We start from the raw sequence: 25,539 nt of genomic DNA on the forward strand, positions 1-25,539 counted from the left end.
CTCACCGGCTCCGGCGTGCTCACTGTCCCGCCGGACGCAGTCGCAGGCCCTGCATGCCGCCGTCCACGGCGAGTGACGTGCCGGTCGTGGCACCGGACAGCGGGCTCGCCAGGTAGGCGATCGCGCCCGCCACCTCGTCGGCGCTGACCAGCCGGCCGGTGGGCTGGCGGGCCTCCAGAGCGGCGCGTTCGGCGGCCGGGTCGGGCGCCTTGGACAGCAGGCGGCCGACCCAGGGGGTGTCCGCCGTGCCGGGGTTGACGCAGTTGACGCGGACGCCCTCGCGGACGTGGTCGGCGGCCATCGCGAGGGTGAGGGAGTACACGGCGCCCTTGGTCGCGCTGTAGAGGGCGCGCTGCGGGAGACCGGCCGTGGCCGCGATGGAGGAGGTGTTGACGATCGCCGCGTGCGCGGATTTCCGCAGGTGGGGAAGGGCGGCGCGGGCCACCCGGACCATGCCGACGACGTTGACGTCCAGGACGCGGTGCCACTCGTCCTCGCCGTTGTCCTCGACGGTGCCCTGGGCTCCGATGCCCGCGTTGTTGACCAGGACGTCGATCCCGCCCAGGTCGGCCGCGGCGGCCGCGACGGCCGCCCGGACCGAGGTGTCGTCGCTGACGTCCGCCTGGTAGGCGAGCAGCGGCTTCTCGACCGACGACGGGTCCAGGTCGAGGACGGCGACCTGGGCGCCGCGCGCGGCGAGGAGCTCGGCGGTCGCCCGGCCGATACCGGAGGCGCCGCCGGTCACCAGGGCCTTCAGACCCTCGAAGTCGCTCATGCCGCCTGTCCCTTCGTGTGCTCGGCGAGGTCGGCGGCCCAGAAGGCACCGTCGGGGTAGGTGTACCGCGCGATCGACTCGGGCCGCATGGCGGCCGAGAAGCCCGGCGTGGTGGGTGCCGTGTAGTGACCCTCTCGGATCACCACCGGGTCGAGGAAATGGTCGTGCAGATGGTCGACGTACTCGATGACCCGGTCCTCGGTGGTGCCGGAGAGGGCCACGTAGTCGAACATCGACAGGTGCTGGACGAGTTCGCACAGGCCCACGCCGCCCGCGTGCGGGCAGACCGGGACGCCGAACTTGGCCGCCAGCAGCAGGATCGCGAGGTTCTCGTTGACTCCGGCGACCCGCGCCGCGTCGATCTGGACGATGTCGACGGCGCCGGCCTGGAGGAGCTGCTTGAAGATCACCCTGTTCTGCACGTGCTCGCCGGTGGCGACCTTCACCGGGGCCACGGCCCGGCGGACGGCCGCGTGGCCGAGGATGTCGTCGGGGCTGGTGGGCTCCTCGACCCAGTACACGTCGAACTCGGCGAGGGCCTTGGTCCAGCGGATCGCCTCGTCCACGTCCCAGCGCTGGTTGGCGTCGATCGCCATGCGGATGTCGGGGCCGACGACCTGGCGGGCGACACGGCAGCGCCGTACGTCGTCGTCGAGGTCCGCGCCGACCTTCAGCTTGATCTGCCGGAAGCCGTCGGCGACGGCCTCGGCGGCGAGGCGGCTGAGCTTCTCGTCGTCGTAGCCGAGCCAGCCCGGGGAGGTGGTGTAGGCGGGGAAGCCTCTGTCGAGCAGAGTCGTGGTGCGGTCGGCCGCGCCGTCCCTGCCCTTGCGCAGCAGCTCCAGCGCTTCCTCGGGGGTGAGGACGTCGGTGAGGTAGCGGAAGTCGATCTGGCCGACCAGCCACTCCGGGTCGGCCTCGGCGAGCAGCCGCCACAGCGGCAGTCCGGCGCGCTTGGCCGCCAGGTCCCACACGGCGTTGACGACCGCACCGATCGCCATGTGCATCACGCCCTTCTCGGGCCCGAGCCAGCGCAGCTGACTGTCCCCGATCAGGTCCCGGAAGAGGGACCCCGGGTCGGCGCACACCTCGTCGACGGACCGCCCGACCACGTGGTGACGCAGGGCGTGGATCGCGGCGACCTGCACCTCGTTGCCCCGCCCGATGGTGAACGTGAAGCCGTGCCCCTGCGGCCCGTCGGCCGCGTCGGTACGCAGCACGACGTACGCCGCCGAGTAGTCGGGGTCCGGGTTCATCGCGTCGGAGCCGTCCAGCTCACGCGAGGTGGGGAAACGGATGTCGTAGGTGTCGACCGCTGTGATGCGGACGGGCGTCGGGGACACAGGAGGCCTTTCGGTCGGTGGCGGGGACGGGACGGGGTCAATCCTGGGCACGGCCGGTGGTGACGCGGGCGATCATGAGGGCGACCAGGATGATGCCGCCGTAGATCGCCTGGATCCAGAAGGACGGCACCTGGGCGAGCGTGAGCAGGTTCTGGACGACACCGAGGAGGAGTACGCCGGTCAGGGCGCCGAACATGGTGCCCTTGCCGCCGTCGAGGCTGATGCCGCCGATCACCGCCGCCGCGAACACGGTGAAGATCATGTTCTGGCCTTGGTTGGCGCTGATCGCACCGACGTAACCGGTCTGGAGCAGCCCGCCCACCGAGGCGAGGACACCGGCGACGACGAACACACCGAGCATCACCCGGTCGACCCGGATACCGGCCGCGCGGGCGGCGTCCGCGTTGCCGCCGATGGCGTACAACGCGCGTCCGACACGGTGGTACTTCAGCACGAACCCGGCGATCGCGAAGGAGGCCGCGGCGAGCCACACCGACATCGGGATGTTGAGGAAGGTGGTGGTGGCCAGCGAGTAGAAGCTGTCGGGCATCCCGAACAGCGTCTTGCCCTTGGTGGCGCCGACCAGCAGTCCGCGCAGGACGATCAGCATCGCGAGCGTCACGATGAACGCGTTCAGTTTGAACTTGACGACCAGGATCCCGTTGAAGCCGCCGATCACCGCGCCGACGACAAGGATCGCCAGCAGCGAGAGCGCGGCCGGGAACTCGCTGCCCCAGCCGGACTGGGCGGCGGGCAGCACGAGGAGCGCTCCGAGGGCGGGTGCGATGCCGACCACCGACTCCAGGGACAGGTCGAACTTGCCGGTGATGAGAACCAGGGACTCGGCCAGCACCACCATCGCGAGGGCGGCGGAGGCCCCGAGGATCGAGATCAGGTTGCGTTCGGTGAGGAACGAGTCGTTGACCACCGCCCCGAGCACCAGCAGCAGCAACAGGGCGGGGACGAGGGCGAGTTCGCGGGCCCGCCGCAAGAGTACGGTCCTGGCCGAGTTCGAGGCCGGGACACTGACCGGCGTGACGGGCGGAGCCTTCGTCTCAGTCACCCCGGCTTCCCCCTGTCCGGCCGGGGGTCCGGGGGTCGTCCCCCGGGGAGACGCTGTAGCCATGGTCCACTCCTTCTATGGAGGCGATCAGCTCGTGGTCGCGCCAGCCCGCCAGGTGCTCGGCGACGACACGGCCGTGGAAAAGGACGAGGACGCGGTCGCAGCGCCTGAGGTCGTCGATCTCGTCGGAGACGACCAGCACGGCGGTGCCGTCCTCGCGGGCGCTGTCCACGCGGGCCAGCAGGGACTCCTTGGACTTCACGTCCACGCCCGCGGTGGGGTTGATCAGGACCAGCAGCCGCGGGTCGGAGGCGAGCGCGCGGGCCATGACGACCTTCTGCGCGTTGCCGCCGGACAGGTCGGACACGGGCTGGTCGGGGCCCTCGGCGTGGATGTCGAGTCGTTCGATCAGCTCGGTGGCGAAGCCGCGCCGGCGGTCCGTGCCGACGAAGCCGAAGCGGCCGAGCCGGTCCAGAACGCTCAGGGTGGCGTTGTCACCGATGGTCATGCCGACGACGAGCCCCTGGACGTGCCGGTCCCGGGGCACACAGCCGACACCGGCCTTCAGCGCGGCCGGGACATCGCCGAACCGGAGCTGCGTCCCGTCCAGTCGGGCCGTGCCGCTGTGCGGGGTGTGCAGACCGGTGAGCGTCTCGGCGAGCTCGATCTTGCCGCTCGCGCTGGATCCGGCGAGGCCGACGACCTCGCCGCGGCGGACGGTGAGGTCGACGTTCTCGTACGCGTCCGAGGTGAGCCCGCGGGCCTCCAGGAGGACCGGGGCGGACTCGTCGACCACCCTTTCCTGGACGGACTGTTCGGTGAGCGTCGCGATGCTCTCCCCCGCCATGGCCTCCACCAGGGCGGTCCTCGGCAGGTCGGCGACCGGGGCCGTGGTGATCCAGCGGGCGTCCCGCAGCACGGTCACGGTCTGACAGACCTCGTACACCTCCTGGAGGTGGTGCGAGATGAACAGGAAGGTGACACCGGAGTCCTGGAGGGCCCGCATCCGGGCGAAGAGCCGCTCGATCTCCCGGTTGTCGAGCTGGGCGGTCGGCTCGTCGAGGACGATGAAGCGGGCGCCGAAGCTCAACGCCCGGGCGATCTCCACCATTTGACGGTCCTCGACCTTGAGGTCGGCGGTACGGGCCTCCGGGTCGACGTGCACGTCCCAGGCGTCGAGCGTCTCGGCCGCCTGGGCCTTGAGCCGGCGCCAGCTGATGAAACCGCGCTGGAGCGGCTGCCGGTTGATGAACAGGTTCTCGGCGACCGTCAGCTCCGGGACCACCGTGGGCTTCTGGTAGACACAGGCGACCTTGCGGCGCCAGGCGTCCCGGTCGGTCAGCGGGGGCGCGGGCTCGCCGTCGAAACGGACGGTGCCCTCGTCCGGCGCCTGAAGGCCGGTGAGGATGGTGACGAGGGTGGACTTGCCGGCGCCGTTGCGGCCGACGAGGGCGTGGGACTCCCCGGGCAGGACGGTGAGGCGGCCGTCGGCCAGGGCGGTGGTGGGACCGTAGCGCTTGACGACGCCCGACGCCTCCACGAGGGGGGTGGTCACGGCCGTACTCATTTGACCGTGTTCCCCCACAGCTTGGGGTCGTCGACGTTGTCCTTGGTGACCAGCGGCGCGGGCAACTGGTCCTCGAGGATCCCGCTCGGCAGCTTGACGATGGTCGAGTCGTGGTCCGTCGGCCCCGGCTTGAACGTCTTCCCCTGCATCGCGGCCTTGATGTAGTACATGCCGTACTTGGCGTAGGCGTCGGCGGGCTGCGAGACCGTCGCGTCGATCTCGCCCTTGCGGATGGCGTCGAACTCCTGCGGGATGCCGTCGTTCGAGATGATCGTGATGTGGCCCGACTGGCCGGGCTTCTTCAGCATTCCCTTCGACTTGAGGGTCTGCAGCGTCGGCGCGAGGTAGACACCGCCGGCCTGCATGTAGATGCCCTTGGTGTCGGGGTTGGCGTTGAGGAGAGTGTCCAGCTTCGAGGCGGCCGTGTCCGACTCCCACTTGGCCGGGATCTCCAGCACCTTCAGCTTCGGGAAGTTCTTCTTCACGCAGGAGCGGAAGGCCTCGGAGCGCTCCCGGCCGTTGACCGAGGCGAGGTCGCCCATGATCTGCACGACCTTGCCGGAGGAGACCTTTTCGCCGAGGTACTGGCAGGCCTTCTCCCCGTACGCGACGTTGTTGGCCCTGACGACCATGGCGACCTTGCCCTTTTCGGGCGCCACGTCCACCGCGACCACGGGCACACCCTTGCGGTCGGCCTGGTCCAGGCCGGCCTCGATGGCGGCGCTGTCCAGCGGCGCGACGACCAGGCCCTTGACGCCCTGGTTGAGCTCGTTGTTGATGTCGGTGATCTGCTGGGACGGGTCGCTGTTGGAGTTGACCGTCTTCAGCGCGTCCACGCCTTCGGACTTCGCCATCTTGGGCACGTAGTCGTTGTACGACTGCCAGAAGGGCGAGGTCAGCAGGGGCAGGATCACCCCGACCTTGCCCTTGCCGTCACCTCCCGCGCTGGAGGCGCCGCCACCGGCGTCCTTGGTGCTGCCGCACGCGGCGAGCACGATCGAGGCGCCGACGGCCGTGGCCACCGTGCCGACACTTCGAAACATGTTCCGCTTTCCCACTGTTCTGCCGGGCATCTGGTGGCTCCTCGTCGAGCGTCTTTCGAGCAGATGACCGCATACTTATCAGACCACTCGGCCGGAGTAACACCCCTCGACGGCATATTTTCGCGAGTTGGGACCATAGTGGTATGACCACTCGCGTGGTTAGACTTCGGCGCACCGGGTGAGTGGAGGACGGCGTGGACGAGACAGCCCCCCAGAAGGGCACCGTGACGCAGCGCGCCATCGAGCAGATCAAGGCGATGATCGGCGAGGGCCGGCTGGAGCCGGGAATGCGGCTGCCGACCGAACGTGATCTGGCGGTCCAGCTCGGTATCTCCCGCAGCTCGATGCGGGAGGCGATCCGCGCGCTCACGGTGCTGGGCGTACTGGAGGCCCGGCACGGCTCGGGCATCTACGTGACCCAGCTGGAGGCCGGTGACCTCCTGGAGACCTTCGGCGTGGTCGCCGACCTCTCGCGCGGCCCGCGCCTGGTGGAGCTGCTGGAGGTGCGCCGCATCCTGGAGTCGACGGCGACCGCGCTGGCCGCGGCCAGGATCACGGAGGAGCAGCTCGCCGAGGTCGAGAAGCACCTGACGGCGATGAACGACACCGACGATCCGGAGATCATCCTCTCCCACGACCTCGCCTTCCACCGCGAGATCGCCACGGCCGCCGGCAACGAGACCATGGCCGCGATCCTGGACGGCCTGTCCTCCCGCACCTTCCGCGCCCGCGTCTGGCGCGGCTACCAGGAGGAGGGCGCCTTCGCCCGCACCCGCCGCGAACACGCCGCCATCCACCGCGCCCTGGTCGCCCACGACCCGGAGGCGGCCCGGGCGGCGGCTGCCGCGCATGTGGGGGAAGTGGAGGAGTGGCTGCGGGCACAGATCGGCGACTGAGCGTGCTGCCGGACAGGATCGGGGATCCGGCCCGACGGCAGGGCGCGAGGCCGGCCGGGAGGGACCGAGGGCCCGGGAGTTCGGCCGGGAGGGACCGAGGGCCCGCCGGGACCGGGAGTCCGGCCCGGCGAGACCCGAAGGCCCAGCCCCGCACGACCGCTGTGGTCCCTCAGACCCGCGACCGGTACAGCCCGAACTCCGCGATCCGTACGGTGTCCCGGGCCCCCGTCACCCGCACCCGCCACCGCCGTGCCCGCACGGGAGCGGCCAGCAGCAGGATCCGGCTCGCGCCGATCGTGCCCGCACCGGTCACCCCGGTCCACGCGCCGCCGACCAGAGCCTCGACCACGAAGCGCTCCACCTGCTGCCCGTCCCGCACGTCCTCCGCCAGCCGGATCCGGTCCACCTCCCGCTCCGTGCCGAGGTCGACGGTGACCCGGCCCGGCGCGGCGGTGGTGCGGGCGCCGCGCGCCAGGTCGACCGGCAGCTCCCGGTCCACCCGCTCACGGAACTCCCGTAGCCGGGCCACGTCGGCGGCGGGCAGCAACCCGTCCGTGTCCGGCGGGACGTTGAGCAGCAGCACGGAGTTGCGGCCCACGGAACGGAAGTAGATGTCCGTCAACTGCTCGACGGACTTGGGCTGTTGGTCGGCGTGGTAGAACCAGCCGTCCCGGATGGACACATCGCACTCGGCCGGCCACCACTGCAGATGGTCGGCCACCGGCCGCGCCGCCACGAGCGCGTCCCTGCTGCCCATGTCGGCGGCGTCGTAGGACAGGGCGTAGTCGGTACGGCCGTAGTCCTTCTCCTGGACCGGTACGACACTCCACTCGTCCTCGCGGGCCAGCCCGCCCTCGTTGCCCACCCAGCGCACGTCGGGGCCGGACACGGCGACGGCGGCGTCGGGGGCGAGCGAGCGGACGAGGGTGTACCAGCTGTCCCAGTCGTACTTCTCCACCTTGTCCGACGGGATGCGGCCCTGGGCTCCGTCGAACCACACCTCGTCGATGGGGCCGTACTCGGTGAGGACCTCGTAGAGCTGGTTGAGCATGTGGGCGCCGTAGTCGGTGGCCGGGAGGGTGTACGACCGCTGCGGTGCGCGGTCGTCGCCCTCGACGAGGGTGGGGATGGTGCGCGTTGTGCGGGCGCTGCCGTTGGCGTACACGCCGTGCAGGTACTGGTTCTCGTCGGCCGGCGAGATGTAGACGCCGACCTTGATGCCGTACCGCCGCATGGAGTCGGCGAAGGAGCGCAGGACGTCACCCCGGCCCTCGCGCCAACTGCTCGACGCCACGGTGTGGCCGGTGTAGCGGGAGGGATGGAGGACGAAGCCGTCGTGGTGCTTGACGGTGAGGATGGCGAGGGTGAAGCCGCCGTCGCGCAGGGCTCTGGCCCACTGGTCGGTGTCGAGGCCGGTCGGCTGGAAGACGTCCGGGTCCTCGTCCCCGGTGCCCCATTCGAGACCGGTGAAGGTGTTCACGCCGAAGTGCAGGAACGCGGTCCGTTCCAGTCGCTGCCAGGCGATCTGCCGTGCGGTGGGCCGGACGTGGGAAGCCTTGCGGACCAGGTCGGCCTCGGTGTCGTCCGGGGAGACGGGGATGCGGTAGCGGGGGTCGGCCGGAGCCGCGGACGCCGGCGGGGCCGGGAGTCCGGTCACGGCGAGCGCGGTGGCGGCGGTGACGAAGAGGCGTCGGGAGACGGTCATGGGGAAGGCTCCTCAGGTCAGATGCCAGACGGCGGGCGGGCGTTGGTCCGGCGGGTACTGGACGAGCCGGTTGCCGTCCGGGCTCACCGTCATCCGCGTGATGGCGTTGACCAGCCGGTAGCCGCCCGCGGCGGGCTCCAACTCCCAGCGCTGCAAGGTGTTCGTGGCGTCACAGGTCTGCGGAGCCACCTCGGCCCCCGGCTGGAGCGGCACGTTGAGCGTGAGCTTCCCGCCGCGCACCTCCAGACAGCCGCCGGCGGTCCGCAGCGTCACGTAACCGTCCGCCGTCCGCCGCACCTCGACGTCGAGGGTCCGGCCGTTCGTCGTGAGGGTGTACGCCCCGTCGGCCACCGGAACCCGGGTCAGGTCCCGCCATCCCGGTGCGTGCCCCACGGCCGTGCCGCGTGCGGTGAACCCGTCGTAGGTGGCGTCGGGGTGCGGGTCGCCCCAGGTGGCCTGGGAGACGTGCCGCAGGGCGGGCCACAGGGTGCCGGCGACCTCGTTCTCGGTCTCGCCGCGGCCGTTGTCGGGCCAGAGGCTGATCTTCGCGCCGGTGATGCCCTCGGAGGTGGCCAGCTTCTCGCCCTCGAAGCTGCGCGGGTCCCAGCTCTGCTCGTACAGGCCCTTGGTGTCACTGTGGAAGCCGCCGCGGACCAGGTACAGCGCGTAGGCCGCGTTCATCAACGGGTAGCCCTGTGCGATGAGTCGGCTGGGTTTGGTCGCCACGTTCAGCCAGTGCTCGACCGTCGTGCCGGCGGTGACCGGCACGGTGTTGGCGCCGGTGAGCCCGTCGTTCCAGATGCGCAGCTTCTTGCCCTTGGCGGCCGTGTAGGCCTGGACGCGGTTGACGAAGTCGATGAAGGCGTCCTGCGGGGTGGCGTCCGGGCCGTACTTCTCCCGCGCGTACCGCAGGATGTGCGGGTACTTGGCGAAGTCGGAGCCGAGCATGTACTCGTCGGCTCCCATGTGCCAGGAGGTGGACCGGAAGACCTGCGCGTACTCGTCGATCAGACCGGTGTAGTAGTCGAAGGCGGCCGGCTGGGTGATGTCGAGGCGCGAGGGCTGCTTGGCGCCGTCGGCGTCGGTCAGCTGGAGGTCCGGCCGGTTCTCGATCCACGGGTCCATGTGTCCCGGGGAGTTGATCTCCGGGATGATCTCCACGTGGTAGCGCTCGCCGAGGGCGACCAGAGCGCGGATCTCGTCCTTGGTGTAGTAGCCCCAGGTGTTGGCCTCGGGGTGGGCGTCGCTCTTCACCTTCAGTTCGAGGAGCAGCTGGTTGAGCTTGTTGTACGCCATCTCGCGGACCAGGTTCTCCAGCCAGGGCCGGGAGATGTGGACGTAGCAGGCGCAGACGCCGACCCCGCGTTCCTTGTACCGCGGGACGTCCACGGTGCGTCCGGCGGGGATCCGGTCGCCCTGGGCGAGGAGCTGGAGGAGGGTCCGGGTGCCGTAGAAGGCGCCGGTCTCGGTCGCGCCGGTCACCGACAGACGCCCTGCGGCGTGGAGTTCGTAGCCCTCGGTGCCGAGGGAGGCCCTGGAGGCCTCGACGTCGATGACGATGTCACCGGCGCGGGCACCGCCGGGCACCACCGGTGGCCTGCCGTGGCCCGCTGCCCGGAGATCGTCGGCGAGCGTGTCGGCGACCCGGCGTTCGGCCGGGCCGCCCGCCACGAGACGAGCGCCGGCCCGGAAGACGTAACTGCCGGACGCGGGCGTCCAGTCGCTCAGGGCGGGCACGGTGACCGGCGGGCTCTGCTCCCGCACCGGCGAACTCTGCTCCTGCCCCGGCGGGCTCTGCTCCTGCCGCGCGATCGCCGGCGCCGGTGCCAGAAACAGCGTCAGCACCGCCATGACGCCGACCAGTTTCAGCCGTTTCCTCATGAGCGACTCCCCATTCATCGGAGGCCTGATCATTGGCTTGGCCTATCGGCCTGTCAATGGGTTCCGCTGGCACAGGAGTTGCGCCATTGATCGGATGACCTGCCAGGTCAGCCCACCGGGTCGGCTGTCGGACCGCGAAAAGTCCAAGAAGACCGGTCCGAATGTCCAAGCGTGAGCGCTCTCGACGCGGCGGCCACCGCCGTATACGACGGCTGCCCGGGAGGCGGCCGGAGTGCTCATGAAGGCCGGCCACCAGGTGCGCCGGGCCGATCCGTCGTATCCGCTGTCGCTGAGCTTCACCTCGCTCGCCCACTGGACAGCCGGCACGGCGGTGGACGCTCAGGGGCTCGACCGGCGGCGGCTGACCCGGCGCACCCGGGTCCACGCGGCCGTCGGACGCCGCTTCGTGGACTCCGTACGCACCGGCGAGGGCCGTCAGGCGCTGCGCCGATGCCTGGACCCCTTCTTCGAGGAGTACGACGTGCTGCTCACCCCGGCACTCGCCCGCCGTTCCCCCAGGTCCGCGCCCTGGCACGAGCGGGGCTGGCTGCGCAATGTGCTCGCCAACACGAACTACTCACCTCTGACGCCGCCGTGGAACCTCACCGGCTGGCCCGCGATGGCGGTCCCGTTCGGCACCCTGCCCTCCGGCGCCCCCTGCGCCGTACAGCTCGTGGGGCGTCCGGGAGCGGAGGCCGGCCTGCTGGAGGTGGCCGCGCAGTTGGAGGAGCGGCGCCCTTGGAAGCGGACGGCACCTCTGGACTGACGCCCTCCCGCAGGGGCCACAAGGCTTACCGACCGGCAGGACTGCAGGGCTGCACCGATAACCGGGGGCCTCGGCGGCGGCCATGGGGACAGGCGGAGGCGACGATCCGGGGCCAGAAAAGCCAGATCCGCGGCCAGTCGTCGGCCGCGGCTCCTCTGGTCGGCATGGGCGTGGGTTTCGCACGCCCATGCGTTCGGCGATCGCGACGGGTTGCCCCGGCGTCAGTCCACGCTGGGCAGGATGTGGTCCTCGGCGAGGTCCTCCTCGTAGCCCGCTAGGCGGATCGGGGCGGACCGGGCCCACACGTCGAGGCTGCCGAGCTCTCCGGCCCTGCGGCCCGCACGTTCCGTGCGTTCCTTGGGGCGTTGTTCGCGATTCGTCTTCTCCGGTGTCACCGCGCACTCCTTATGTGTCGGTCACCCTCGGGGCGCACCTGGCCAGTCTGCGACCTGGTTCCCGGCGCCCGCTCGGGTCTGGTGGGAACAGTTCGGACGCGGTGGCGCCGGTGTACTCGTACGAGAGCAGGCCGTGGTGAACGGGCGTGTCCCATGACGGACCGTGGGTGTGGGTGGGACCCCGTACTGCTGTCCGTCCGGTACAGACTAACCAGATGAGCGGCATGCCGCTCGATAGGGCTGAAAACAATCGGTAACTTTCGGGAGTCAACCGGTGCACAGCAGGGAATACTCTGCCCCGCTTTGTAAGCCGGCGCATGTTTGGCTGTCGCCCGATCGGCCTAACCCGCGAACAGACGACGCAGTTCAGATCCCGTTGGCCGAATCGCAAGCCGGCCATGATCTGCTGGCGCCCCGGCAAGGCTCGTCCGGCGGGAGGACTGGCGCATGGAGCTGCGCAGTGTCGAAGAGCTGATGGATCTGCTGTACGCATGCCGGGGCGCGTTCGACGCGCCCGGCCTCAGAAGTGGTCGCGTCGACCTGCACCAGCACGCGCTGCGGACGGCCGCGCTGCTGCGCCGGTCCCGCCCCGCCGACAAGGAACTCCAGGTGGCGGGGCTGGTGCACGCGATCGGCCTGCTGCTGCGACCCGGTGAGCGGGCGGCCCACGCGGACTGCGCCGCCGACGCCGTCCGTTCCCTGCTCGGCGAGCGGGTCGCCGGCCTGGTCCGCGGCCACGCACCCGCCACCGGCCTCGCCGACGACGACCTGCTGCGCCTGCGCCAGGCCGTCGAGGAGGCCCTGATCGCCGGGTTCGACGGCGGGGTGCTGGAGGACTGGCGCACGGTGCTGGAACTACTGGCGGCACGGAACTCCCGCCTCGGGGCTGTCGACTGACGGTCCGTCATGAGACGGTACGGCGATGACACCGTCGTACGGACTACAGGGCAGAGCCGCCTTGGTCACCGGGGCCACGCGCGGGATCGGGCGGGCCGTCGCCGGGCAGTTGGCGGCGGCCGGGGCACTGGTGTGCGTGACCGGGCGGAACGCCGACGACGTGCGGCGGACCGCCGGAGAGCTGGGCGGTATCGGTGTCGCGGGCAGCGTCGCCGATCCGGACCACCTGCGGGAGGTCACGGAGTCGGTTCTGCGTGCGTTCGGACGGCTCGACGTGGTGGTCACCAACGCGGCGACCAACCAGCCGTACGGGCCACTCATGGACGCCGATCCGGGTGCCTGGCGGGAGGCGTTCGCCGTCAATGTCGAAGCTCCGCTGCGGCTGGTGCAGTGCGCCTGGCGGGCCTGGATGCGGGAGCACGGCGGGGCGGTGGTCACCATCTGCACGGAGGGCGCCACGCATGTCGGCCCCAACGTCGGCGCGTACAACACCAGCAAGGCGGCTCTCCTGCACCTGACGCGGCAACTCGCGGGCGAACTCGCGCCGAGGGTCCGGGTCAACTCCGTCTCGCCCGGACTCGTCCGCACCGAGATGGCGCGGTTCGTGTGGGAGCGGGGCGAGGAGGAACTGGCCGCCGGGCTGCCGCTCGGGCGGATCGGGAAGCCGGAGGACGTGGCGCGGGCCGTGGTCTGGCTGGCCTCGGACGCGGCGGAGTGGGTGACCGGGGCCGACCTGCTCGTCGACGGCGGGACGCGGGTCCGGACGGCGTACTCGAGCGGGTACGCCGTCCACGATCGCCTGCGGTCATCCGCACCACCGCACGCCTGACGATCATCCGCACCACCGCACGCCTGACGGGACGCTCCGCTCCCTCACGGGAACAACGCGATCCCCACGAGGACCAGCAGGACGATGCCTGCCACGAAAGCCACCGTGGCCCAGGGCCCGCGGTGCCTCAGCGAGGTCGCGGGCCCGCCGCCACGGGGCCGGTCCTCCGGCAGCACGGGGCGGGCCGGGCGGTCGCTCGCGTAGAACTGCTCATCGGTCGGATAGTGGTTACGCGGATCATCGAAGGCCCGGGGATCGATACTGTCGGGCGGATCGATACCGGCCTGCGGATCGATACCGGCCCGCGGATCGGTGCTGTCGCTCGGATCGGTGCTGTGTGCAATGGCCATGGCAACTCCCGACGCAGTACTCGCGTTCCCCGGGTTCCCCGCTCGCGCCGAGGCATGCGTCGCGGGCAGCGGGCCATCGCTTCCCGGGTCACCACTTCCCGGGGGCGTAGTCCTTCAGAAAGACCCCGTACAGGTCCTCGCCCGCCTCACCGCGCACGACAGGGTCGTAGACACGGGCCGCGCCGTCGACCAGGTCGAGCGGGGCGTGGAAGCCGGCCTCGGCGAGGCGGAGCTTGTCGGGGTGCGGGCGTTCGTCGGTGATCCAGCCGGTGTCGACGGCCGTCATGAGGATGCCGTCCTGCTCGAACATCTCCTGGGCACTGGTGCGCGTGAGCATGTTCAGAGCGGCCTTGGCCATGTTGGTGTGCGGGTGGCCGGCGCCCTTGTAGCCGCGGGCGAAGACGCCCTCCATGGCGGAGACGTTCACGATGTACGTACGGTTCGCGGCCGAGGACGCCATCGACGGACGCAGACGGCTGATCAGGATGAAGGGGGCCGTGGAGTTGCAGAGCTGGACCTCCAGCAGCTCGATGGGCGTCACCTCGTCCACCGTCTGGATCCAGCTGTTGGTGTCGTGCAGGTCGGGGACCAGACCGCCCGCGTCGATCGCCGTACCGGCCGCGATCCGCTCCAGGGAGGCCGAGCCGGAGATCAGGGCGAGGTCGGTGACGTCCTGGGCGGTCAGCGCGCCGCCCCCGGCCACCGGCAGCGCGGCGACGGCGCCGGAGCCGAAGGTGCCGATCACCTCGGAGGCGGGCAGTTCACCGGCGGGCATCGGGGCGGACTCGGCGGCGAGCAGTTCGCTGTAGGCCTGCGGGGAGCGCCGTACGGTCTGGGCCGCGTTGTTGATCAGGATGTCCAGCGGGCCCTCGGCCGCGACCGACTCGGCGAGGGCGACCACCTGGGCCGGGTCGCGCAGGTCGATGCCGACGATCTTCAGGCGGTGGATCCAGTCGGCGCTGTCGGGCTGGGCCTTGAAGCGGCGGATCGCGTCGTTCGGGAAGCGGGTCGTGATCGTGGTGTGGGCACCGTCACGCAGCAGCCTCAGCGCGATGTACATGCCGATCTTGGCGCGGCCTCCGGTGAGCAGCGCGCGCTTGCCGGTGAGGTCGGTGCGGGCGTCGCGGCGGGCCCGGTTCTCGGCTGCGCAGTTCTGGCAGAGCTGGTGGTAGAAGTAGTCGACCTCGACGTAGCGGGACTTGCAGATGTAGCAGGAGCGCGGGCGCTGGAGCACCCCCGCGATCTGTCCCTCGCTGGTGGCCGACGACGGGAGGGTGCCTTCCGTCTCGTCGTCGATGCGCCGGGCGGAGCCGGTTGCCGTGGACTCCGTGACCGTCCGGTCGTGCGCGGTCTTCGCGGCCCGGCGCTCCTGGCGGCGGCGCTGCTTGACCGTGCGGAAGACGCCGGCGGTGGCCCGGCGCACGGCGATCGCGTCGGGGTGGTCGAGGTCCAGTGTGTCGAGTTCCTCGAGCACGCTCAGGCAGACGGCCAGCCGCTCCGGGTCGATGCCGGGCCCGTACACCACCTCGTCCGTGGTCGCCGAACCGTTGTCTGTCACCGTCATGGCCGCTGCCGTTCCCTGGGTCTTCCACGCGGCGCTTTGACCGCATCCGCTTTCGAACGGCGAATTTTACGGCAGTGCCGGGCCACACCGCCAAACCCGAGCCGATCACGCAGGCGGTGATCACGGCTCGCAGGCGGTGATCAGCGTCTCCACCTCCTCGGTCAGGGCCCGGGCCAGCCGGTCGAGGTCCGGTACGGCGTGCGCGTCGGCGACGAGGCCGTAGTGGACCTGTCCGCGGTACGTCGAGACGGCGACGGCGAGGGACTGGCCCCGGGCCAGCGGTGCGAAGGGGTAGACCGCGGTGAGCGGGTTGCCGCCGAGCTTCAGACCGATGCCCGGCAGGGGCACGCTGGTGACCAGGATGTCGAACCAGAGCCGGGCCGCCTGGCTCACGAACGGTCCGCCGAGCCGGTGGCCGAGGGGCGGGACGTGGTCCGCGAGCAGGGCGACGGCGCCGGCGCCCCGGTTGGGCCCGGCGTTCTTGTTCCGGTCCATGGCCGTACGGACCGTGGCGAGACGGCCGAGCGGGTCCGGGTCAGCGACAGGCAGCCGCATGAGGTAGCCGGAGAGCCGGTTGCCCTGCGGGTGGGCGGTGCGCGAGCGGCGTCTGGAGACCGGGATCAGAGCGCGGGGCGCGACGCCCTCGCTGCCGTCGCCGCGTTCGTCGAGCCAGCGGCGCAGGGCACCCGCGACGACCGCGATCAGGACGTCGTTGACGGTGCCGCCGACGGCCTTGCGGACCCGGTGCACGTCGTCGAGGTCGAGGACGACACCGGCGGTGCGGCGGGTGCCGGTGGACGGGGCGGTGAGGGCGGTGGAGGTACGCACGTCCAGGGTGGAGCGGGCGACGGAGGCTCCGATGTCGAGCGCGCGCCCCACGTCCGACCAGGCGCCACGCACCCGTCCCGGCAGCCTGCGGACGTCCGGCAGGAGGCCGCGTGGCGGCTCCACCGGGCGGGGGCGCGGCGCGGGCATGTCCATCGGGTCCAGCACGGCGGCGGCGAGCGTCAGCGCCCGCAGCCCGTCGGCCAGGGCGTGGTGGAACTTGAACAGCACGGCGAACGACACGCCGTCCTCCCCCGGCAGCACATGCGCCTCCCACGGCGGCCGGCCCCGCTGCAGTGGGCGCTGCATGAGGCGGCCCGCCTCGGCCTGGAAGTCCGTGGCGGGGGCGTGCAGGGTGACATGGTCGAGCGGGTCGAAGTCGGGGGCGGGCTCACGGGCCGCGCCGCCGAAGGCCGCCGGGAAGCCCAGGGGCCACACGTCACGGATCCGCATCCGCAGTCCGGGCACCGCGGCGGCCCGGGCGGCAAGCAGGTCGGCCGCGTGGGCGCCCGCGGTGGGCGAGGGTGCCGAGAAGACACCCAGCGCGCCCAGGTGCATGGGGTGCTCGGCGGATTCCATGTTCCAGAACGCCAGGTCGAGGGGTGCGAGCAGGTCAGGAGTCAATGGTGCGCCTCGCGTCTGGGAAGGTCGGGCCAGCAGTCAACCGCCAATAGGCGATTACGGTCAAGTGCTATCAAGCTACGCATAGTTAACAGCAGATTAAGTCCCGCCTCTTGGTGAGAGGCGGGACTCATACGCCATCTGAGGTCACACCAGCGATCGCTCAGGCCGTCGGGCAGCCCGCCGGCGTCGCGCGTGACGCGTCCCGGATCAGCGCCTGGTGTGCGGCCTTGACCCGCCGTACGTCGGGCTTCAGGACCTCGCGGTCGTAGGTCAGCAGCCCGTTCAGCTCCCCCTCCACGTCCGAGATCTGGGTGTAGACGGCGGCGTTGCCGCCCCGGCAGGCCAGAGCGCGCACCTCGTCGAGCTTGGCCAGATAGTCGTCGGTGTAGGTCGCCGGGTCCACGTCGACGTACGACTGCTGGACCGACCAGGCGTGTCCGGGGACCGCCAGTCCGAGTCCGCCGTACTCACCGCTGACCAGGGCGCGTCTGCCGTCCGGGCGGGGCGGCAGGGCGGGGCTGGGATAGCCGTGCTCGTCCATGATGTCGCCGGCGTTGCCGTCGGCGCCGAGGTTGAGGCCCGACTGGTTGTTGACCAGTCGGGTCGGGTCCCATGCCTTGGCCTGCTCGGCGACCCGTCCGATGTCGTACTGGCCCCAGCCCTCGTTGAAGGTGACCCACATGACCACCGACGGGCTGCTGCTGTGCTCGTCGATCATCTCCTTCATCTCCCGCTCGTACTCGGCGCGGGCGGCGGCGCTCGGATTCACCCCCGCGGTCATCGCGGGCATGTCCTGCCACACCATGAGGCCCAACCGGTCGGCCCAGTAGAACCAGCGGTCGGGTTCGACCTTGATGTGCTTGCGCACGGAGTTGAAGCCGAGTTGCTTGTGCACCTTCAGGTCGTAGGCGAGGGCGTCGTCGGTCGGCGCGGTGTGCAGACCGTCGGGCCAGAAGCCCTGGTCGAGGGTGGCCATCATGAAGACCGGCGCGCCGTTGAGGACCGTGCGCGGCGTGCCATTCACCTGTTCGACGGCGAGGGAGCGCATCCCGAAGTAGCTTCCGACGCGGTCCGCGCCGACGGTCACCTTCAGGCCGTAGAGGAACGGGTCGTCCGGCGACCACAGGCGCGGGTTCTCGATGGCCAGGGTCAGCGGCCCGCCGGTGCGGCCGCGCGCCGTGGCGACCTTGCGCTTCCCGTCGTACGCCGTCGCGGTGATCGGGACGCCCGCCCGGACCCCCCGCGCCTCGACGGTGAGCCGCTTGCCGGGGACGTCGGGGGTCAGCTTGAGGGAGTCGACGTGGTCGCGTGCGACCGGTTCCATCCACACCGTCTGCCAGATGCCCGAGCTCGGCGTGTACCAGATGCCGCTCGGGTCCAGGCGTTGCTTGCCCAGGGGCGGGTTCTCCCCGTTCGCCGCGTCCGTCGGGTCGTATACACCGACGATCAGCTCCTGGGTGCGGCCGGGCTTCAGCGCGTCCGTGATGTCGGCGCCGAACTTGTCGTAGCCGCCCTCGTGCGCGGCGACCTTGGTGCCGTTGACGTACACCTCGGACCGCCAGTCGACCGCGCCGAAGTTGAGCCGTAGGCGCTGTGCGGAGCCGATGCGCCAGTCTGCGGGGACCGTGAAGGTGCGCCGGTACCACATGCGGTCCTCATGCCGCTCGATGCCGGAAAGCTGGGACTCGACCGGATAGGGGACGAGGATGCGCTCGGACAGGGTCCTGCCGACGGGCGGCTGCTCGCCCTCCTGTGCCGCGGCGAACTGCCAGCGGCCGTTGAGGTTGCGCCAGGCGTCTCGGGTCAGCTGCGGGCGCGGGTATTCGGGGAGGGCGTTGTCCGGGCCGACCTCGTCGGCCCAGCGGGTACGCAGTTCGTACGTGGAGTGGTTGGAACCGCTGCTCCAGAACGCCCCGACACCGTCTCCCGCGGCGTCGGTGAGGCCGCCTTCTCCGTCGTAGCGCAGGTCGGCGGTGCCGCGCGCGGTGCCGGTCTTGTTGCCGACGACGGGTTCGTCCAGGGCGACGAGGAGGGTCCTCGGGTCGGCGGGGTCCGGCCTGACTGCTCCGAGCGGCCAGGTGGCGCCGCCGATCACCGCCTTGAGGTGGTCGGTCAGACCGGCCGGGGGCGGGGCGATGCTCTGGGCGAAGTCGAGTTTCAGGGTGCGGCCGTCGCCGAGGACCGTGGTCGCGATCGGCCCGTCGTAGTCGAACCCGGCGGGAAGCCGGAACGCCGACTGCGGGACGGCCTCCTTGCTGCCGCCGGGCTCGGTCCAGCGCAGGTGCAGGTTGGAGCCGCCGTAGTGCTCGAAGTACTCGACCTTGATGTCGTAGGCCGTGCCGGCGGTCAGGTCGATCGGCTGGGCGTTCTGTTCGCGGTCCCAGTCGTCGACCCAGTGGTCGATGAGCAGCCGCCCGTCGACCCACAGCCGGAAGCCGTTGTCGCCGATGACCGAGAAGGTGTGGGCGCCGGTCTTCTCCGGCACGATCCGGCCGGTCCAGCGGACGCTGACGTCGTCCGCACGGCCGGTGGCGGCGGCCAGCCGCGGCTCCAGGGTGTCGAAGTCGAGGACGGGATCGAAGGTGGTGGCCTTGAGCTCGTGGAAGTCGAAGGCGCCGGGAGCGGACTGGGTGTAGTACTCGCCCTTCAGGCCCTGGGCCTCGACGGGGTCGTCGGCCAGGGCGGGAACCGCGGTCAGGCCGGCGAGGCCCAGGAGCACGGCGAGGAGTAAGGAGAGTCGGTTTCTGAGTCGGGTGAGGTGCACGCAACCCCCATAACAACGTTGTCAGGACCGGAGTTGGCATGACAACACGGAATCCCACCGCACGTCCAGGGACATGACAACAGCCCCGGTGGACACGCGGCCACCAAGGCTGTCGAACCGTCCCCTACGGGACCAGCTGTCCCTTCCCGAGCGCGATGACCCCGCCCTTGGACACCGTGTACAGCTCCGCGTCCCGCTCCGGGTTGACGCCGATCGTCGCGCCCGGCGGCACCTCGACGTTCTTGTCGAGCACGGCGCCGCGCACCACCGCACCCCGCCCGATGTGCACGTTGTCGTGCAGCACCGAGCCCTGCACGACCGCGCCCGGGTCCACCACGACACCCGGCGAGAGCACCGACCGGCTCACCTGCCCCCGGATCAGGCAGCCCGCGCTGATGATCGACTCGCTGGCGATGCCGCCCGAGTTGAAGCGGGCCGGGGAGAGCTGGCCCGAGTGGGTGTAGATGGGCCATTGCCGGTTGTAGAGGTTGAACGCGGGACGCTCGGCGATCAGGTCCATGTGGGCGTCGTAGTACGCGTCCAGGCTGCCGACATCCCGCCAGTAGCCCTGGTCGCGGGTGGTCTCGCCGGGGACGTGGTTGTCGCTGAAGTCGTACAGCTGGGCCTCGCCGCGGTCGGTGAGCTGGGGCAGGATCGAACCCCCCATGTCGTGCACGGAGCGCGCGTCCTCGGCGTCCCGCTGGAGCGCCTCGATGAGGGCCTTGGTGGTGAAGACGTAGTTGCCCATCGAGGCGAACACGCACTCCGGGTCGTCGGGCAGCCCAGGCGGGTCGGCGGGCTTCTCCAGGAACCGCTCGACCGTCAGGCCGTCCGAGCCGGGGCTGATCACGCCGAACGACGACGACTCGTCGCGCGGGACGCGGATCCCGGCCACCGTCACGCCCGCGCCGCTCTCGATGTGCTGGTTGACCATCTGGCGCGGGTCCATGCGGTAGACGTGGTCGGCACCGAAGACAGCCACGTACTCGGGGCGCTCGTCGTAGATCAGGTTCAGGGACTGCAGGATCGCGTCCGCGCTGCCCAGGTACCAGCGCGGGCCGAGGCGCTGCTGGGCCGGGACCGGGGTGATGTAGTTGCCGAGCAGGCTGGACATCCGCCAGGTGGTGGTGATGTGCCGGTCCAGCGAGTGGGACTTGTACTGCGTGAGCACGCAGATGCGCAGAATGTCCCCATTGACGAGGTTGGACAGGACGAAATCGACGAGGCGGTACGTGCCGCCGAAGGTGACCGCGGGTTTCGCGCGGTCCGCGGTCAAGGGCATCAGACGCTTGCCCTCTCCGCCCGCGAGCACGATTCCGAGCACCGAAGGACCACCACGACGCATGGCCGCTCCCCTCACCCTGGTTGACCCATGCCTGCCCCTGAGCAGGTGGTACTAAGCCTGTCCGAAGATCACCACGCCGTAGCGATCGTGTTTCTCCACCCGTGTGTCGCCGGGATGACATCTCTACGTCTGTTTGAGGATCTCCTCGTAGAGACGGACCGTGCGCCGGGCCACCGCGTCCCAGCCGAACTCGCCCACCGCCCGCTCCCGCCCTGCCTCGCCCATCCGCCGCGCGGCCTCCGGATCACCGAGGACCGAGTCCAGCGCCCGCGCGAGTCCCGCCTCGAAGTCGTCGTCCACCGAGACGAGTACCCCCGTCCTGCCGTCGTCCACGACCTCGGGAATGCCGCCGATCCGTGAGGCCACGACGGGAGTCCCGCAGGCCATCGCCTCCAGGTTGACGATCCCGAGGGGTTCGTACACCGAGGGGCAGACGAACACGGCCGCGTGGGTCAGGAGCTGGATCACCTCGGGGCGCGGCAGCATCTGCGGGATCCAGTGCACATCCTCGCGGACCCGGCTGAGTTCCTGGAAGAGGTCGCGGAACTCCTGGTCGATCTCCGGGGTGTCGGGGGCGCCGGCACACAGCACCACCTGCGCCGCCGGGTCGATGTGCCGGACCGCGCGCAGCAGATGGGGCACGCCCTTCTGGCGGGTGATGCGGCCGACGAACAGGACGAAAGGACGGTCCGGGTCCAGGCCGATGCGGCGCAGGACGTCGGTGCCGTGGTCGGGCCGGTAGAGGGTGGTGTCGATGCCGTTGTGCACGATGTGGACCTTGGCCGGATCCAGCGTCGGGTAGCAGCCGAGAATGTCCTCCCGCATGGCGCCGGAGACGGCGATCACCGCGTCGGCGGACTCGATCGCGGTGCGCTCCGCCCAGCCGGACAGGGCGTATCCGCCGCCGAGTTGCTCGGCCTTCCAGGGGCGCAGGGGCTCCAGCGAGTGCGCGGTCATCACGTGCGGGATGCCGTACAGCAGCTTGCCGAGGTGGCCGGCGAGGTTGGCGTACCAGGTGTGGGAGTGGACCAGTTCACGGCCTTCGAGACCGGCGGCCATGGCGAGGTCCACCGAGAAGGTGCGCAGCGCGTCGTTGGCGCTGTCCAGCGCCGCCCAGGGGCGGTGGCGGATCACGCCCTCCGCCCGGCCCTCGCCCCAGCAGTGCACATCCAGATCGACCAGGGATCTCAGCTCTCGGGCGAGGAACTCGACATGGACGCCCGCGCCGCCGTACACGTCCGGCGGGTACTCCCGGGTCAGCAGGCCCACTCGCACCCGGAACCCCCTGTCTCGACGGCTGATTGTCTTCATGGTCACCCAGATGTGGCGTGTGGGGAAGAGCGCGGGGCTCGTGGGAAACAACAGTCACCGCAGACACCTCCGCCCGGGACCCGGTAGTAGAGGCAGCAGCTCCGGCGCCGGAAGGCGGTGCCGGTGAGGGTGCCGGTGCCGGCGAGAAGGGGGTGGGCGAGCAGTTCGGCCGCGCTGTCCCGGGCCCGGGCGCCGACGTCACGGCGGCCGTGGGCCCGCGCCCAGGCGTCCAGTTGGCGCGCGGCGCCGACCAGCGCGGAGGCCGCGTTGCCCCACAGCAGGCCCTCGGCGACGCGGTAGCGCGCGTGCAGGGTGTCGGTCAGCGGCTGGAGGTGGCCCTGCAGGACGACGTCCGCGAGGGTCTCCGGGTCCGCGGGCAGGGGGTGTACGGCGGACAGCCACAGGTCGTCGGGGGCGCTGCCGTCGGGGTCCCAGTGCAGCAGCCCCGGATCGAGGTCGGGGATGCGGTCGTAGAAGGCGGCGCAGCCCAGGGCCACCGACCAGAGGCGGGCGGCGAGTCCCTGCTGGGCCACCGAGGCGGCGATCCGCGTTTCGGGAGCGCGGAGAACGTCCGCGACCTTTTCCACCCGGAAAGTCATAGAATACCGGTACGGATCCGAGGCCTTGTTCTCGAAGTTCCCGAAGTTCTCGAAGTTCTCGTACGCCTGCGCGAGGGTCGGCAGCGGCGGAAGCGGTGGTGCACTCGTGCGCAGGGCGAAGAAGCCGCCGAGCGGCCGGAGCGCGGTGAGATCAGGGTCGAGGTCCACGGAGAGCAGTAGTACCAAGCCCCCTAGGGGGCGCGACCAGGAGGTGTCCGGAGCCGGTCACCCACCTTGGGGATGATGGAGTCCGATTCGTACTCCATCGGCAGTAGGACCCATTGCCTGCTCAGGGACGACGACGGGAAGAAATTTTCGCGGCATCGTGTTCCTCATGGAAGCCGACCGTTCGTCGCACCGGGCGACCCGCCCCGGTCTCACGCAGAGGAGCAGTAGATGAGTGCCCTCGCGGTGTCCGTGCTGTTGTCGCTCGTCTCCGCCGTCGCCTACGCGGCCGGAGCGATCGTGCAGGAGCAGGTCGCGATGTCCTCCCCCGACGGACAGTACGCGCCGCTGCGCCGGCCGGGCTGGTGGGCGGCGGTCGCTCTGAACGGCACCGGCGGACTGCTGCACGTGGTGGCGCTCGCCTTCGGTCCGCTGAGTCTGGTCCAGCCGCTCGGCGCGCTGACCATCGTGTTCGCCCTCCCGATGGCGGCCCTGTTCGTGGGCCGCAAGGCCGGAGCGACCGCCTGGCGTGGCGCGATCATGGCGACGGTGGGTCTGGCCGGTCTGCTCTCCCTGGTCGGCACTTCCGACGCGCAGTCGCTCGACACCGCCCAGCGGGTGTTCGTGGCCGTGGTCACCGCGGGTGCGGTGATCGCGCTGATGGTCGCGGGCCGGGCCGCGCACCGGCACCCGGCGGTGCGCAGCATGCTGCTCGCCACCGCGTCCGGCATAGCCTTCGGAATGTCCTCCGTGTTCACGAAGACGGTCGCCGTCGACTGGACCGGCGGGGTCTCCGTGGCCGACATCCCGTCCCTGGCCGTGATCGGTGTGCTGGCCACGGCCGGCATGCTGCTGTCGCAGGCCTCCTACCGCGGCGCGGGCCTCGCGGCCCCGCTGGCCATGCTGACCGTCGTGAACCCGGTGGTCGCGGCCGCGGTCGGCATCACGATGTTCGAGGAAACCTTCCGCCACGGCACCATGGGCACCGTGCTCGCCCTGGGCTGCGGTGTGGTCGCGGCGGGTGGTCTGATCCTGCTGACCACGGAGCGGATCGCGCGCACCCACGCCGAGGAGACGGCGGCGTCCTCGCTGCCGGGGCCCGCCACCGCCGAGTCGGTCCCCGCGGGGGAACTGGTCGAGGAGTTGGCCGAGGAACTGCTGGCGCGGCTGCCCGAGCAGCAGATCGCCGTACTTCGGGAGAGCGTTCTCGTTCCGTCGCTGACCGCGGCCCCGGAGGACGTGCTCGTCCCGGCACCGACTGCGGCCCCGGAGGACGTGGTTCTCGCCCGGACCGCCGCGGACGTGGTTCTCGCCCGGACCGCCGCTGCACAGGACGTGGTCCTCGCGCCGGCGGCGGCCGCGGAGAGCGTGACCGCCCCTGACGGCGTGATCATCCCGGCCTCCACCGCCCAGGACGGCGATCATGAGACGCCGGAGCCGTCGTCGCACCCCGAAGCCGCCCTGAACCTCTACGGGCCCTTCTACGGCGGCCCGTACGTCCCGCTGCCGGTCCTGCACCGGCGCCGAACGCGCGTCACATCCTGACGCCGCCGGCCCTCAGATAGGCCACCGGGTCGACGTCCGTTCCGAAGCCGGGCCCCGTCCGCACCTCGAAGTGCAGATGTGGGCCCGAGCTGTTGCCGGTGGACCCCGAGCGGCCGAGGCGTTGACCGCCGGCCACTGTCTGGCCGCTCCGCACGGAGATCGCCGACAGGTGGGCGTACTGGGTGTAGCGGCCGTCGGAGTGCCGGATCACCACCTGGTAGCCGAAGGAGCCCTCCCACCCGGCGCTGACGACCTCGCCCGCCCCGACCGCCTTCACGGACGTGCCGGTGGGCACGGGAAAGTCGACGCCGGTGTGGTAGCCCTTCGACCAGGAGGAGCCGGCCTTGCGGTACGGCGTGCCCGTGGCCGCGCCGACCGGCGCGAACAGGGAACCGCTCTTGGCGGCCTTCTTCTCGGTGTCGTGGGTCTCGGGGCGCGCCTTGGGGCGGGTCTCCGGACGCGTCTTGGGGTGGGTCCTGGGACGGGTCTCGGTCGAGTTCCGCTCGGTGGTCGCGCGGCTGGGACGGGTCATCGTGGTGGCGCCGTCCTGGCCCCGGGTCCTCAACTGCTGCCCGGGGATGATCAGGTCGGGGTCCGACCCGATGGTCTTCCGGTTGGCGGTGTAGAGGCCCTGCCAGCCGCCCCGCACGCGCTGGGCATCGGCGATCGCGCTGAGCGAGTCGCCGCGGACCACCGTGTACACCTCGGCCGTCCCGGCCCGGGACTGGGGCGTGGTCTGCGGCCGCACGTCCCCTACGGAGGTGCCGCCGCCCGGCTTCCTCCCGGTCGCGGTCACGGGGCTGGTGTCCGCGCCGCCGGCGGGACGGATGTCCGGGGTGTCCCCGCCCGGGGTCAGTCCGGCGCGTACGGAGCAGGTCGGCCAGGCGCCCGGTCCCTGTCCGTCCAGCACCTTCTCCGCCACGGCGATCTGCTGGTCCTTGGTGGCCAGATCCGCTCGGGGCGCGTACCGCGTGCCGCCGTACGCCTCCCACGTGGACCGGGTGAACTGCAGCCCGCCGTAGTAGCCGTTGCCGGTGTTGACGTTCCAGTCGTTGGTCGACTCGCACGCGGCGACCTTGTTCCAGGTGTCCACGTCGGCGGCCTGGGCCGCGCCGGCGCCGGCGCCGATGAGCGGGATGGCCATACCGGCGCCGCCCACCGTGACGGTGAGCGAGGCGCGGTTGATCCTGTTCGGCTGATACCGGCGGTGCCGACCGCGTACGGCCATCAAAATCCCCCTCGACATGCGTCAGAAGGGGCAAAAGTAAGCGCTGCGAACAGGCCATGACA

20 protein-coding genes and 1 pseudogene are annotated in these 25,539 nt (G+C 71.0%); 5 read left to right on the plus strand and 16 right to left on the minus strand.

What is annotated here, in order from left to right:
• Positions 1–19 precede the first annotated feature (19 nt).
• From M2271_RS27905 to M2271_RS27925, 5 genes are read right to left on the minus strand one after another with little or no spacing between them, the layout of a single operon-like run.
• Complete coding sequence (locus M2271_RS27905; RefSeq protein WP_280890106.1) at positions 20–775, minus strand: SDR family oxidoreductase; 756 nt, start codon at positions 773–775, stop codon at positions 20–22.
• The gene (locus tag M2271_RS27910; protein WP_280890107.1) at positions 772–2,115 is read right to left on the minus strand and encodes an L-fuconate dehydratase; all 1,344 of its coding nucleotides are present in this window, start codon (positions 2,113–2,115) and stop codon (positions 772–774) included. The genes M2271_RS27905 and M2271_RS27910 overlap by 4 nt, the downstream gene beginning before the upstream one ends.
• A 37-nt stretch (positions 2,116–2,152) precedes the next feature.
• Positions 2,153–3,178 carry an ABC transporter permease gene (locus tag M2271_RS27915; RefSeq protein ID WP_280890108.1) on the minus strand — a complete coding sequence of 342 codons (1,026 nt, stop codon included), beginning with the start codon at positions 3,176–3,178 and terminating at the stop codon, positions 2,153–2,155.
• Positions 3,171–4,733 (minus strand): sugar ABC transporter ATP-binding protein, encoded by a 1,563-nt coding sequence (locus M2271_RS27920; protein WP_280890109.1) that lies wholly within the window; start codon positions 4,731–4,733, stop codon positions 3,171–3,173. Before M2271_RS27920 ends, M2271_RS27915 begins: the two co-directional genes overlap by 8 nt.
• 8 nt (positions 4,734–4,741) lie before the next feature.
• Complete coding sequence (locus M2271_RS27925) at positions 4,742–5,818, minus strand: sugar ABC transporter substrate-binding protein (protein ID WP_280890110.1); 1,077 nt, start codon at positions 5,816–5,818, stop codon at positions 4,742–4,744.
• A gap of 164 nt (positions 5,819–5,982) precedes the next feature.
• Here M2271_RS27925 and M2271_RS27930 point away from each other — a divergent pair, with 164 nt between their 5' ends.
• Positions 5,983–6,684 (plus strand): FadR/GntR family transcriptional regulator, encoded by a 702-nt coding sequence (locus M2271_RS27930; RefSeq protein WP_280890111.1) that lies wholly within the window; start codon positions 5,983–5,985, stop codon positions 6,682–6,684.
• Between the two features lie 169 nt (positions 6,685–6,853).
• Here M2271_RS27930 and M2271_RS27935 read toward each other — a convergent pair whose 3' ends face one another.
• Entirely contained in the window at positions 6,854–8,389 is a 1,536-nt protein-coding gene (locus M2271_RS27935) for an alpha-L-fucosidase (protein ID WP_280890112.1), read from the minus strand.
• Between the two features lie 12 nt (positions 8,390–8,401).
• A complete protein-coding gene (locus tag M2271_RS27940; protein WP_280890113.1) occupies positions 8,402–10,270 on the minus strand; it encodes a family 20 glycosylhydrolase in 1,869 nt (622 codons plus the stop codon).
• A gap of 199 nt (positions 10,271–10,469) precedes the next feature.
• Here M2271_RS27940 and M2271_RS27945 point away from each other — a divergent pair.
• Positions 10,470–11,036, plus strand: a pseudogene (locus tag M2271_RS27945) (amidase family protein); the annotation flags it as partial.
• Between the two features lie 221 nt (positions 11,037–11,257).
• On the opposite strand, the gene M2271_RS27950 reads toward M2271_RS27945, so the two are convergent.
• A complete protein-coding gene (locus M2271_RS27950; protein WP_280890114.1) occupies positions 11,258–11,431 on the minus strand; it encodes a hypothetical protein in 174 nt (57 codons plus the stop codon).
• A gap of 447 nt (positions 11,432–11,878) precedes the next feature.
• Here M2271_RS27950 and M2271_RS27955 point away from each other — a divergent pair, with 447 nt between their 5' ends.
• Both M2271_RS27955 and M2271_RS27960 read left to right on the plus strand, forming a co-directional pair.
• Positions 11,879–12,328 (plus strand): hypothetical protein, encoded by a 450-nt coding sequence (locus M2271_RS27955; RefSeq protein WP_280890115.1) that lies wholly within the window; start codon positions 11,879–11,881, stop codon positions 12,326–12,328.
• Positions 12,329–12,353: 25 nt separating this feature from the next.
• Entirely contained in the window at positions 12,354–13,157 is an 804-nt protein-coding gene (locus M2271_RS27960; RefSeq protein ID WP_280890116.1) for an SDR family oxidoreductase, read from the plus strand.
• Between the two features lie 44 nt (positions 13,158–13,201).
• Here the strand turns inward: M2271_RS27960 and M2271_RS27965 are convergent, their stop codons facing one another.
• From M2271_RS27965 to M2271_RS27995, 7 genes are all read right to left on the minus strand, one after another.
• On the minus strand, positions 13,202–13,507 hold the full coding sequence (locus M2271_RS27965) for a hypothetical protein (RefSeq protein WP_280890117.1): 306 nt from the start codon (positions 13,505–13,507) through the stop codon (positions 13,202–13,204).
• A gap of 88 nt (positions 13,508–13,595) precedes the next feature.
• Positions 13,596–15,071 (minus strand): SDR family oxidoreductase, encoded by a 1,476-nt coding sequence (locus M2271_RS27970; RefSeq protein ID WP_280890118.1) that lies wholly within the window; start codon positions 15,069–15,071, stop codon positions 13,596–13,598.
• Between the two features lie 120 nt (positions 15,072–15,191).
• The gene (locus M2271_RS27975; protein ID WP_280890119.1) at positions 15,192–16,520 is read right to left on the minus strand and encodes a wax ester/triacylglycerol synthase family O-acyltransferase; all 1,329 of its coding nucleotides are present in this window, start codon (positions 16,518–16,520) and stop codon (positions 15,192–15,194) included.
• 160 nt (positions 16,521–16,680) lie between these two features.
• On the minus strand, positions 16,681–19,284 hold the full coding sequence (locus M2271_RS27980; protein ID WP_280890120.1) for a PA14 domain-containing protein: 2,604 nt from the start codon (positions 19,282–19,284) through the stop codon (positions 16,681–16,683).
• Between the two features lie 124 nt (positions 19,285–19,408).
• On the minus strand, positions 19,409–20,629 hold the full coding sequence (gene glgC / locus M2271_RS27985) for a glucose-1-phosphate adenylyltransferase (RefSeq protein ID WP_280890121.1): 1,221 nt from the start codon (positions 20,627–20,629) through the stop codon (positions 19,409–19,411).
• 123 nt (positions 20,630–20,752) lie between these two features.
• Positions 20,753–21,904 carry a glycogen synthase gene (gene glgA, locus M2271_RS27990; protein ID WP_280890137.1) on the minus strand — a complete coding sequence of 384 codons (1,152 nt, stop codon included), beginning with the start codon at positions 21,902–21,904 and terminating at the stop codon, positions 20,753–20,755.
• Between the two features lie 38 nt (positions 21,905–21,942).
• Positions 21,943–22,707 carry a (2Fe-2S)-binding protein gene (locus M2271_RS27995; protein ID WP_280890122.1) on the minus strand — a complete coding sequence of 255 codons (765 nt, stop codon included), beginning with the start codon at positions 22,705–22,707 and terminating at the stop codon, positions 21,943–21,945.
• 228 nt (positions 22,708–22,935) lie between these two features.
• Here M2271_RS27995 and M2271_RS28000 point away from each other — a divergent pair, with 228 nt between their 5' ends.
• Positions 22,936–24,249 carry a DMT family transporter gene (locus tag M2271_RS28000; RefSeq protein ID WP_280890123.1) on the plus strand — a complete coding sequence of 438 codons (1,314 nt, stop codon included), beginning with the start codon at positions 22,936–22,938 and terminating at the stop codon, positions 24,247–24,249.
• On the opposite strand, the gene M2271_RS28005 is transcribed toward M2271_RS28000, so the two are convergent.
• On the minus strand, positions 24,239–25,477 hold the full coding sequence (locus M2271_RS28005) for a transglycosylase family protein (protein ID WP_280890124.1): 1,239 nt from the start codon (positions 25,475–25,477) through the stop codon (positions 24,239–24,241). The two genes, M2271_RS28000 and M2271_RS28005, sit on opposite strands and share 11 nt — an antisense overlap.
• Positions 25,478–25,539: the final 62 nt, after the last annotated feature.

It is taken from the genome of Streptomyces sp. LBL (genome assembly GCF_029893585.1).
Taxonomy (GTDB): Bacteria; Actinomycetota; Actinomycetes; order Streptomycetales; family Streptomycetaceae; genus Streptomyces.